Below are 9,718 nucleotides of genomic sequence, written 5' to 3'. Positions count from 1 at the left end.
CGCCGAGCTGGGTGGTGTCCAGCGCGCCGAGCTGGGTCGAGCGCAGGCCGGTGAGCTGCGTCGTGGTGAGGGCGCCGAGGTTGGTGACGTTCAGGGCGCCGACCTGCGTCGTGGTCAGGGCACCGAGTTGCGTCGACTTGAGGCCGGCGAGCTGGGTGGTGGAGAGGGCGTCGAGCTCGGTGGTGGTGAAACCAACCACCTGGGTGGTGGAGAGGGAGCCGAGCTGGGTGGAGGTGAGGCCGCCGAGCTGGGTGGTGTCCAGCGCGCCGAGCTGGGTCGAGCGCAGGCCGGTGAGCTGCGCCGTGGTGAGGGCGCCGAGGCCCGTGGTGCTGAGGCCGCCGACCTGGGTGGTGGTCAGCGCGCCGAGCTGGGTGGTGGTGAAGCCGCTGACCTGGGTGGCGGCGAGGGCGCCGAGGCTGGTGGTGTTGAGGCCGGCGAGCTGCGTCGTGGTCAGGGCACCGAGCTGGGTCGACCTGATGCCGGCGAGCTGGGTGGTGGAGAGGGCGTCGAGCTCGGTGGTGGTGAGGCCACCGACCTGGGYGGTGGAGAGGGAGCCGAGCTGGGTGGAGGTGAGGCCGCCGAGCTGGGTGGTGTCCAGCGCGCCGAGCTGGGTCGAGCGCAGGCCGGTGAGCTGCGTCGTGGTGAGGGCGCCGAGGTTGGTGACGTTCAGGGCGCCGACCTGCGTCGTGGTCAGGGCACCGAGTTGCGTCGACTTGAGGCCGGCGAGCTGGGTGGTGGAGAGGGCGTCGAGCTCGGTGGTGGTGAAACCAACCACCTGGGTGGTGGAGAGGGAGCCGAGCTGGGTGGAGGTGAGGCCGCCGAGCTGGGTGGTGTCCAGCGCGCCGAGCTGCGTCGAGCGCAGGCCGGTGAGCTGCGTCGTGGTGAGGGCAGCCAAGCCCGTGGTGCTGAGGCCGCCGACCTGCGTCGTGGTCAGCGCGCTGAGCTGCGTCGACTTGAGGCCGACGATCTGGGTTCCGTCCAGCGCGCCGAACTGGGTCGAGGAAAGGGCGCCGAGCTGGGTGGTGTTCAGCACGCCCACCTGGGTCGAGGTGAAACCGCCGAGCTGCGTGGTCTCAAGGCCCGACAGCTGCGTGGCCTTCAGGCCCCCGATCTGCACGGTGGTGAGCGCGCCGAGCTTGGTCGTCGACAGGCCGCTCAGCTGCGTCGTGTCCAGCGCACCGAGGCCGGTCGCCGTCAGCCCGGCGAGCTGGGTCGTGCTCAAGGAGCCGAGCTGCGTCGAATCGAGCCCGCCGAGCTGCGTCGTCGTGAGGGCGCCGAGCTGCGTGGACCTCAGCCCGCCAAGCTGCGTCGTCGTCAGCGAGTTGAGCTGCGTGGTGCTCAGGGCCCCGAGCTGGGTGCTGGAGAGCACGCCGAGCTGGGTCGTGGAGAGCAGGCCAAGCGTGGTCGTCGACAACCCGGCGAGGGTCGTCGTCGTCAGCATGGCGATCTGGCTTGGCAGGAAGTCCTGAATGCCGCTCATGACCGACCTCCCTCGGCCTGCGCCTTCCGGCAGCCGATCATCCCGTTTCGACTGACATCCCGCGTGGACCAGACCCGCATCATTTTGCTCCCAGCCTTCGCTGTCTTTGGACTTCGACCGGCCTTCAGGTGCGCCTCGGCAGGTTGCAATCCTCTGCGCTCAAGCTAGCGGAGCGATGATTTCGGAAGGTTTAAGGCGTCAGCCGGCCGCAACTGCCGCGGGTGCGGAGCGCGGAGGCGGCGGCTGGAGATAATATATCGATATAGCAACAAATTGCATGCGCGCTTTGCCGGCAGAGGGGAAGATCCTGCGGCGTGAAGGCTCTCGAAGCCGCCGGGCCGTTGCTTATCGCCGGGGGCGAGTCCGCGATGATTCGAGCCCCTGGGATGCACCCCGGGCGTTCATTCCTGGAGCGGGAGCGCGGCGCCCGTCCGGAGTCGGATCGCGGCTGGATGCGAGCGCAACGCCGGTCTCTCGATACGTCGAAGCGCTCGCCGGCGACGCCCTCAAGGCCGTAGAATGTGGTGGACGCCGCTCTGGCCTTGGTCGAGGGGCTCGCTCCGCCTCGCCGCTGCACAGGCTGTCAGGGCCCGCGAGATCCGGGGAGGACGGCCGCCGTTTGTCTCTCTCCGGAGGGGGCCATCCACCACGGCGGGCAAGAGGCCGTTCACGCCGGTATGCCAGAAGCCTCGTGGCACATCCCCGGGTCTCCCCGGCGCAGCGCCCGCCCGGGACATGCCTCGACGGGGCCGATCCGGCAGGAGAAGGGCTCGATTCGCAGCGAAGGGCGGCCGCGATGGCCGCCCTCCTTCCCGTTTCGTGCCTGTTCAGGTCGCGCCGGGCGTCAGAGCCAGTCGCGGCGGTACCAGGGCTGCGGCTCGGGCGAGCTGAGCCGGCCCAGGAAGAACGCCAGCAGGGCCACGAGGCCGACCGTCGCCAGGGGGTAGCCGCGCACCACGTTGGAGGCGCTCTCCGCCCCCGCGGTCACCGCCGCCCGGGCCTCACGGCCGTACTCGCCAGCCTTGCGCCCGACCTGGTCCAGAACCGGCCCGGCGCCCTCGTCCAGGGCGCGGCTCGCGCGCTGCCCGAGGTCGGAGGCCTTCTCCGAGACGTTGTCGGCGAGGTCGTCCACCGCGTCCTTGGCGCCGCCGATGGCGTTCCGGACAGTCCCCGCCGCCTTGTCGGCCGTCCCCTCCGCCTGCAGCTTGGTGTCTCCGGTCAGGTTCCCGGCCGCCGACTTCATGCTGCCCGTCGCCTTGTCGACGATCCCGCCGACCCGATCCTCGTCCATTGTCTCGTTCTCCTGTGTGTCCTCGGCCACCCGGTCCGGGCCGCGCTGCACCAACGGATGAAGGGGCGGAAAGGTTCCGGCCCTGATCAAGGCGGCCGCACCAGCGGGATGGTGCGGTCGCACCAACCCACCGGCCGCTTTCCCGTTGATGCCCTCATGGACCCGTCCAAGCCCCCCGCGCACGCGGACACGCAGCAGCTTCGCTCCATCGTCGCCGGCGTGAGCGACGGCGTGATCCTGCTCGCCCCCGACCAGCGGATCGTCTGGGCCAACGAGCCCGCCCTGGCGATGCACGGGGTGGACGGCCTCGCCGGCCTGGGCGGCACCGCCACCGGCTACCGCGAGCGCTTCGAGCTGCGCTACCGCAACCGCCACCGCCTGCCCCAGGGCGAGTACCCCCTGGAGCGCGTCATGGCCGGGGAGGCCTTCGACGAGGTGGTGGTGGAGGTCGCCCCCGCCGGGGAGCCGGACCCGCGCTGGACGCACCGCATCCGGAGCCTGGTGCTGACCGACGAGGCCGGCATGCCGGACCTTCTCGTGCTGATCCTGCGCGACGAGACGGAGCGCTACGACGCCGAGGAGCGCTTCGAGCGCGCCTTCAACGCCAACCCCGCCCCGGCCCTGATCCTCCGCCTCTCGGACCTGCGCCACGTCCGCGTGAACCGCGGCTTCCTGGAGATGACCGGCTACCGCGAGGACCAGGTGGTCGGCCGCTCCGCCTACGACGTGGACGTGCTCGAGGGCGCGGCGCGGCGGGACCTCGCGGTGGAGCGCCTTCGGGAGGGCCGCACCATCCCGCAGATGGAGGCGACGCTCCAGCTCCCCGACGGGCGCGAGAAGTGCGTGGTGCTGGCCGGCCAGCCCATCGAGATCGGCAGCACCGCCTGCATGCTCTTCACCTTCGCCGACCTCGACGGCCGGCGGAGCGCCGAGAAGGCCCTGCGACAGAGCGAGGAGCGCTTCGCGCTGGCCTTCCGCGCCCTGCCGGTGCCGGCGATCATGGCCACGACCGACGACTTCCGCGTCCTGCTGGCCAACGAGGCCTTCTGCCGGGGCACCAACCGCGGGGAGGCCGACGTGGTCGGTCGCACCGCCGCGGAACTCCCCCTCTGGGCCGATGCCGAGGCCGCCGAGGGCCTGGTCGCGCGGTTCCGGCGCGAGGGGCGGCTGACGGACGAGGACGCCCTCCTGCACGTGCGGGGCGGGCCGCCGCTCGCCTGCGCCGTCTCGGCGGCGGCCGTGGACCTGGCCGGGCGGCCCTGCCTGCTGCTGGTCGCGCCCCGCGCGCCCGAGCGGGCGAGGGCCAGGGCCGAGGTTGCGGCCGCCGTGGCGGCGGTGATGACCGACGCCGGCACCATCACCGCCGCCGTGCTGGACCGCCTCGCCCACCCCGTTCCCGGGGAGGGACCCACTGAGGTCTCGCCCGGCCTGTCCGCCCTGCCCGCCCGCGCGCGGGAGGTGCTGGACCTCGTCTCGCGCGGCCTCGACGACGCGGCGATCGCCGGGCGCCTCGGCCTCAGCCGGACCACGGTGCGCAACCACGTCAACGGGCTGTACCGCCGGCTGGGGGTCGGCTCCCGCGCCCAGCTCGTGGTTTGGGCACGGCAGCGGGGCATCGGCGCCGACCGGGCCTGACCGGCGCCCCGGCGTGCAGATTTCACCACTGGGTTGGTGCGTCCGAACTGGCCGGTGGCCGGGCCCGCTGAAACCGGCGACCGGCTTCCTTGTTGCAGGCCCGTAATCCCGGCCACGCCGGCCGGGAGCCATGCCAAGGGACAGAACGATGGACAAGGACCGCCTGGAGGGCGCCGCCAAGCAGGCCGCGGGCTCCGTGAAGGAGGCCTTCGGAAAGCTGACCGGCAACGCCGAGGCCCAGGCCGAGGGCGCCGCCCAGAAGACCGAGGGGAAGATCCAGAACGCCGCCGGCGGCGCGAAGGACACCCTCCGCGACGCCACGGGGCGCTAGCCCCCCCTCCACCACCTCCTTCGCGGCCTGCCACGCGGGCCGCCTCCCTCCCCAAGGCCCGCGCGGCCTGAAAGACGAGACCCATGTCCTCGACCTACCCGAACCCGGCCCCGGTGGCCGCCGCCCCGCTGCCCCGAATCTCCTGGGGCGCCGTCTTCGCCGGCGCCATCGTGGCGCTCGCCCTCGGCCTCATGCTCAACGTCCTCGGCGCCGCGATCGGCGCGACCTTCGTCGACGCCACCGCGCGCGACACGCCCAACGCCTCCAGCTTCGGCATCGGCGCGGGCGTGTGGCTGCTCGTCTCCAACCTGATCGGCCTGGGCGTCGGCGGCTACGCGGCGGCCCGGCTGTCCGGCACCGCCAGCCGCACCGACGCGACGCTGCACGGCCTGGCCATGTGGGCGGCCTCCTTCCTGATCTCCGCGGTGCTGCTCGGGAACGTGGTGGCCGGCGTCGCCTCCACCGCGGCCAACGGCGTGACGGGCGCCCTCGGCGGCATCGCGCGCGGCGCGGGCTCGGTGGCCTCGGCCGCGGGCGAGCAGGTGGCCAACCGCACCAGCACCGGCGCGGCCCAGTCCGCGGCGCAGGGCGTGATCGACCGGGTGCAGAGCGCGCTTGCCGGCACGGGCAACGCCCCCGCCTCCATGACCTCGGACCAGCGCAAGGCCGAGATCGCGACCCTGGCGGGCCGGCGCGTGACCAACGGCAACCTGTCCGACGGCGACCGCGAGCGGCTGAACACCCTGGTGGCCGCCGAGTACAACATCAGCCCGGACGAGGCGCGGCAGCGCGTCACCCAGGCCGAGCAGCAGGCCCAGCAGGCCCTGCAGCAGGCCGAGCAGCGCGCCCGCGAGGCGGCGGACGCCACGGCCAAGGGCGCTTCGGTGGCCTCGTTCTCGATCTTCCTGACGATGCTGCTCGGCCTGGTCGTCGCGGTCGTCGGCGCGCGCCGCGGCACCCGCGACTCCGTCTCCGTCCGCTCCAACCGGCTCGCCTGAGCCGACCGGCCGCCCCGGTCCGTTGGCTGGGGCGGCCACCCCCAGCGGCCATCCTGGGCCGCGGGGATCATGGCGCCCTGCGGCCCGATGTCAGGACGCGATGCCCGTGCCGGACAGGTCCCCGCCAGAGGTCTCGGGATCGGGCAGCGGCGGGGTGCCGTGGGTGTGGAAGCTCTCGATCGTCTTGAGCCCCCAGGCCTGGCCCCGGCGCCGCTCCGCCTCCGTCCAGGTGATCGTCTTCCAGTCGGGGGCGAGGATGAGGCGCGCGCCCGCATGGGCGACCTCCACCCGGTTTCCGCCGGGCTCGTAGACGTAGAGGAAGAAGGTCTGCTGCACCGCGTGCTTGTGCGGGCCAGTCTCGATGAAGACGCCGGCCTCGAGGAAGGTGTCGGCGGCCTGCAGGATCGCCTCGCGGCTGTCGAGCGCGAAGGTGACGTGGTGGAAGCGGCCAGGGATGCCGTGCGCCTCCTTGGTGAAGGCGAAGTCGTAGGACTTGTTGTTGGAGGTGAGCCACATGCCCGCCTCCTCGCCCGTGTCGAGCTCGATGCGCTCGGTGCAGCGGAGCCCGAGGTTGCGCTCGAAGAACGCGCGGTTCGCCCGCACGTCCACGGCCAGGCAGTTGAAGTGGTCGAGCCGGCGGACGTTCACCCCGCGCGCGGGGTAGCGCTCCGCCTGGTTCTTGAGCGCCGGGCGGCGTTCGGGCGGCGCCTCGTACCACTCGGTGTCGTAGTAGAGCTCGAAGACGTGCCCGTCGGGATCGCGGAAGCGCCAGCCGGTGCCGTGGCCGAGCTCGCCCTCCTGCGCCCAGACCTCCGCGCCGTCCGCGCGCAGCGCCGCCAGGCGCCGCTCCAGCGCCCACGGGGAGCGCGCGCGGAAGGCCGCGTGGCCGAGGCCGGAGGTGCGCGAGGCCGTGAGCTGGAGGGAGTAGCGCTCGTAGTCGTCCCAGCCGCGCAGATAGACGCTGTCGCCCCGCCGCCCGCTCTCGGTCATGCCCATGACGTCGACGAAGAAGCGGAGGGACTCCTCGGGCTTCGGCGTCAGGAGCTCGACATGGCCCAGATGGGCGATGTCCAAGATCGGCTCGTCGTCCGCCATGCGTCCTCCCTCCCGGTCACCGCCGGAGGGCGGCGTGTTAGCGTCCCGGGGAACGGCGCGTCCTATCGCATTTTCTTTGCGTGCTATGACCCCCCGGTATAGTGGTGCGGCCGCCCTCCGCAACGACGCACTGCAGGCACGCCGCCCCGTTCCCGCGGGATGGCGGACGGCCGGGGACGGACCACCGAGGCCACCGACGATGACCGCAGAGACCCCCCCGGACCTTCTCGGCCTTGAGGCGGACCCGCCGCGGGAGGCCCGCCAGCGGGACGCCGAGCAGACCCGGCAGGAGATCCTCGAGGTGGCGACGCTCGCCTTCGCCGAGGGGGGGCTGGCCGGGGCACGGGTCGACGAGATCGCGGCGCGGACGCGCACGACGAAGCGGATGATCTACTACTACTTCGGCTCCAAGGGGGGCCTCTACCGCGCGGTGATCGAACGCGCCTATGCCGGCATCCGCGACGTCGAGCGCGCGCTGCAGCTCGACACCCTTCCGCCCGCGGAGGCCATGCGCCGCCTGGTGGAGAGCACCTTCGACTACCACCACGACCACCCCGCCTTCGTCCGCCTCGTCGCCGCCGAGAACATCGAGCAGGCGCGGCACGTGCGCGCGAACGCGACCATCGTTCGCCGCAACGCCGAGGTGGTGGCCACCATGCGCCACCTGCTCGAGCGCGGCGAGCGCGCGGGGTGCTTCCGGCCCGGCGTGGACCCGCTCGACCTCCACATCCTCATCAACGGCGTCAGCTTTCACCGGGTGAGCAACCGGCACACGCTGCAGGCCATCTTCGGCCGCGACCTCGGGGACCCGGCGGTGGCGCAGGCGCAGCGCCGGATGCTCGTTCAGGCCGTGCTCGCCTTCCTCCAGCCGGGCTGACGGCGGCGCCTAGCCGGCGCTGGACTCGCCCAGCGCCGCGAAGTGCGCCTCCATGCGCGCTGCGTCGGGTTCCAGCCCGGTGAAGAGCCGGAAGGCGTGGACGGCCTGGAACACCGCCATGCCGCCGCCATGCGCCGTGCGGCAGCCGAGCGCCCGCGCCTCGCGCAGCAGCGGCGTCTCGAGCGGGAAGTAGACGATCTCGGAGACCCAGAGGCGCGGGTGCAGCAGCGCCGCCGGCAGCGGCAGGCCGGGATGGGCAGCCGTCCCCGTGGGCGTCGCGTGGACGAGGCCGTCCGCCCGCGCCATCGCCGCCGCCAGGTCGGCGCCGGCCGCGGCGCGCCCCGCGCCGAAGCGCGCGCAGAGCGCCGCCGCGAGATCCGCCGCCCGGGCGGGGTCCTGGTCGAACAGGGAGAGGGACCCCGTGCCCATGGCCAGCATCGCGTGGGCCACGGCCGCGCCGGCGCCCCCGGCGCCGAGCTGCACCACCTGGCCGAGCGCGGCACCCGGAAGCTGGCGGCGGAAGCCCTCCGCGAAGCCGGGGCAGTCTGTGTTGTGGCCGACCCGCCGCCCGTCGCGCAGCACCACCGTGTTCACCGCCCCGAGGGCCTTCGCCTCCTCCGACAGCTCGTCGAGGAGCGGGATCACCGCCTGCTTGCAGGGAAAGGTGATGTTGAGCCCCGTGAAGCCCATGCGCTCGGCCGAGGCGAGCAGCTCCGGCAGCGCCTCCGGGCCGAGCCCCAGGCGGGTGAGGTCGATCAGCCGGTAGACGCAGCGGAGGCCGAGGGCCTGCGCCTCCGCCTCGTGCATCGCGGGGGTGCGCGAGAGGCCGATCCCCGCGCCGATCAGCCCGAGCAGGGCGGAGTTGCCTTCCGTGTAAGGCGCAGCAGCGGGGTGGCGCGGGGTGGGATCGGCCATGCCGGACGTTCCTTTTTCTCTTGAGCTTCCAATGTACCATTTAGTACATAACGCCTCAACGCGCTTCGAGCGCCCAAGGAGGAACATCAAGATGACCATCACCCGCCGCCTGCTCGGCACCGGCCTCGCCGCCCTCGCCGCCACCCGGGCCGCGCCCGCCCGGGCGCAGGCCGACTACCCCAGCCGCCCCATCACCCTCGTCGTCTCCTGGGCGCCGGGCGGGTCCACGGACTTCGTCGGCCGGCTCCTTGCCCAGGGCATGAGCCGCCAGCTCGGCCAGCAGGTGGTGGTGGAGAACCGCGCGGGGGCCTCGGGCACCATCGGCCACGCCTCCGTCGCCCGCGCGCGGCCCGACGGCTACACCATCCTGCTCGGGGTGAACTCCACCTACGCGATGGCGACGCACCTCTTCCCGAACAAGGGCTACGACGACGCGCGCGCCTTCGCGCCGATCGGGCGCGTCGCGGAGACGCCGATCTTCCTCTGCACCACGCCCGCGACCGGCGCCACGACGGTCGCCGAGCTGGTGGCCCTGGCCAAGCGCCAGCCCGGCAAGCTCTCCTATGCCTCCTCCGGCGCCGGCTCCTCCGCCCATCTCGCGACCGAGCTGTTCCTGAAGATGGCCGACATCGACGTCCTGAACGTCACCTACCGCGGCGGCGCCCCGGCGGTGCAGGCGATGCTCTCCAAGGAGGTGCAGATGGCCTTCGTGGACGCCGTGACGGCGCTGCCGCTGATCGCGGCGAAGAGCGTCGTCCCGCTCGGCGTCTCCAGCCTACAGCGCTCGCCGCTGGCGCCGGAGGTGCCGACGATCGCGGAGGCCGGGCTGCCCGGCTTCGAGTGCTCCTCCCAGTTCGCGCTGCTGGCGCCCGCGGGCACGCCCGAGCCGGTGATCCGCAAGCTGAACGCGGCCATGCTGGCGACGCTGAAGGACCCTGACATCCTCTCCCGCCTGAACGCCGCCGCGAACGCGGTGACGCCCGGCACGCCCGAGGAGTTCCCGGCCTATCTCGCGACCGAGAGCGGCAAGTGGGGCGAGGTGATCCGCACCCGCGGCATCACCGCGGAGTAGGGACGCGCGGCGCGGAAGGCCGGA

9 protein-coding genes are annotated in these 9,718 nt (G+C 73.0%); 5 read left to right on the top strand and 4 right to left on the bottom strand.

Annotation, left to right across the window (positions count from 1 at the left end; all coding sequences use genetic code 11):
• Both EAH89_RS16065 and EAH89_RS33355 read right to left on the bottom strand, forming a co-directional pair.
• Window positions 1–1,480, bottom strand: a 1,480-nt coding sequence (locus EAH89_RS16065) for a beta strand repeat-containing protein (protein ID WP_408906300.1), incomplete at its 3' end; no start/stop codon positions are given.
• Between the two features lie 844 nt (window positions 1,481–2,324).
• Window positions 2,325–2,771 (bottom strand): CsbD family protein, encoded by a 447-nt coding sequence (locus tag EAH89_RS33355; protein WP_140884702.1) that lies wholly within the window; start codon window positions 2,769–2,771, stop codon window positions 2,325–2,327.
• A gap of 156 nt (window positions 2,772–2,927) precedes the next feature.
• Here EAH89_RS33355 and EAH89_RS16055 point away from each other — a divergent pair, with 156 nt between their 5' ends.
• The 3 genes from EAH89_RS16055 to EAH89_RS16045 all read left to right on the top strand — a co-directional run bounded on the left by EAH89_RS16055 (window position 2,928) and on the right by EAH89_RS16045 (window position 5,735).
• Entirely contained in the window at window positions 2,928–4,406 is a 1,479-nt protein-coding gene (locus tag EAH89_RS16055) for a PAS domain S-box protein (RefSeq protein WP_140884701.1), read from the top strand.
• 148 nt (window positions 4,407–4,554) lie between these two features.
• Window positions 4,555–4,737, top strand: a complete 183-nt coding sequence (locus tag EAH89_RS16050) for a CsbD family protein (RefSeq protein WP_140884700.1) — start codon at window positions 4,555–4,557, stop codon at window positions 4,735–4,737.
• Between the two features lie 83 nt (window positions 4,738–4,820).
• Entirely contained in the window at window positions 4,821–5,735 is a 915-nt protein-coding gene (locus EAH89_RS16045; RefSeq protein ID WP_241667048.1) for a hypothetical protein, read from the top strand.
• Window positions 5,736–5,825: 90 nt separating this feature from the next.
• On the opposite strand, the gene EAH89_RS16040 is transcribed toward EAH89_RS16045, so the two are convergent.
• Complete coding sequence (locus EAH89_RS16040; protein WP_140884699.1) at window positions 5,826–6,830, bottom strand: catechol 2,3-dioxygenase; 1,005 nt, start codon at window positions 6,828–6,830, stop codon at window positions 5,826–5,828.
• 199 nt (window positions 6,831–7,029) lie between these two features.
• Here EAH89_RS16040 and EAH89_RS16035 point away from each other — a divergent pair, with 199 nt between their 5' ends.
• Window positions 7,030–7,707 (top strand): TetR/AcrR family transcriptional regulator, encoded by a 678-nt coding sequence (locus EAH89_RS16035; RefSeq protein WP_140884698.1) that lies wholly within the window; start codon window positions 7,030–7,032, stop codon window positions 7,705–7,707.
• Window positions 7,708–7,716: 9 nt separating this feature from the next.
• On the opposite strand, the gene EAH89_RS16030 is transcribed toward EAH89_RS16035, so the two are convergent.
• A complete protein-coding gene (locus tag EAH89_RS16030) occupies window positions 7,717–8,622 on the bottom strand; it encodes a shikimate dehydrogenase (RefSeq protein ID WP_140884697.1) in 906 nt (301 codons plus the stop codon).
• A gap of 91 nt (window positions 8,623–8,713) precedes the next feature.
• On the opposite strand from EAH89_RS16030, the gene EAH89_RS16025 reads away from it, so the two are divergent.
• Window positions 8,714–9,694 carry a Bug family tripartite tricarboxylate transporter substrate binding protein gene (locus EAH89_RS16025; protein ID WP_140884696.1) on the top strand — a complete coding sequence of 327 codons (981 nt, stop codon included), beginning with the start codon at window positions 8,714–8,716 and terminating at the stop codon, window positions 9,692–9,694.
• Window positions 9,695–9,718 lie beyond the last annotated feature (24 nt).

Source organism: Muricoccus nepalensis, from assembly GCF_006438825.1.
GTDB lineage: Bacteria > Pseudomonadota > Alphaproteobacteria > Acetobacterales > Acetobacteraceae > Roseomonas > Roseomonas nepalensis.
Note: the sequence above shows the minus strand (reverse complement) of the source record. Positions and strands in the feature narration are given on the sequence as shown.

Coding starts and splice junctions, on each gene's coding strand:
- EAH89_RS33355 (WP_140884702.1), bottom strand. CDS start 2,771: ATGGACGAGGATCGGGTCGGCGGGATCGTCGACAAGGCGACGGGCAGC.
- EAH89_RS16055 (WP_140884701.1), top strand. CDS start 2,928: ATGGACCCGTCCAAGCCCCCCGCGCACGCGGACACGCAGCAGCTTCGC.
- EAH89_RS16050 (WP_140884700.1), top strand. CDS start 4,555: ATGGACAAGGACCGCCTGGAGGGCGCCGCCAAGCAGGCCGCGGGCTCC.
- EAH89_RS16045 (WP_241667048.1), top strand. CDS start 4,821: ATGTCCTCGACCTACCCGAACCCGGCCCCGGTGGCCGCCGCCCCGCTG.
- EAH89_RS16040 (WP_140884699.1), bottom strand. CDS start 6,830: ATGGCGGACGACGAGCCGATCTTGGACATCGCCCATCTGGGCCATGTC.
- EAH89_RS16035 (WP_140884698.1), top strand. CDS start 7,030: ATGACCGCAGAGACCCCCCCGGACCTTCTCGGCCTTGAGGCGGACCCG.
- EAH89_RS16030 (WP_140884697.1), bottom strand. CDS start 8,622: ATGGCCGATCCCACCCCGCGCCACCCCGCTGCTGCGCCTTACACGGAA.
- EAH89_RS16025 (WP_140884696.1), top strand. CDS start 8,714: ATGACCATCACCCGCCGCCTGCTCGGCACCGGCCTCGCCGCCCTCGCC.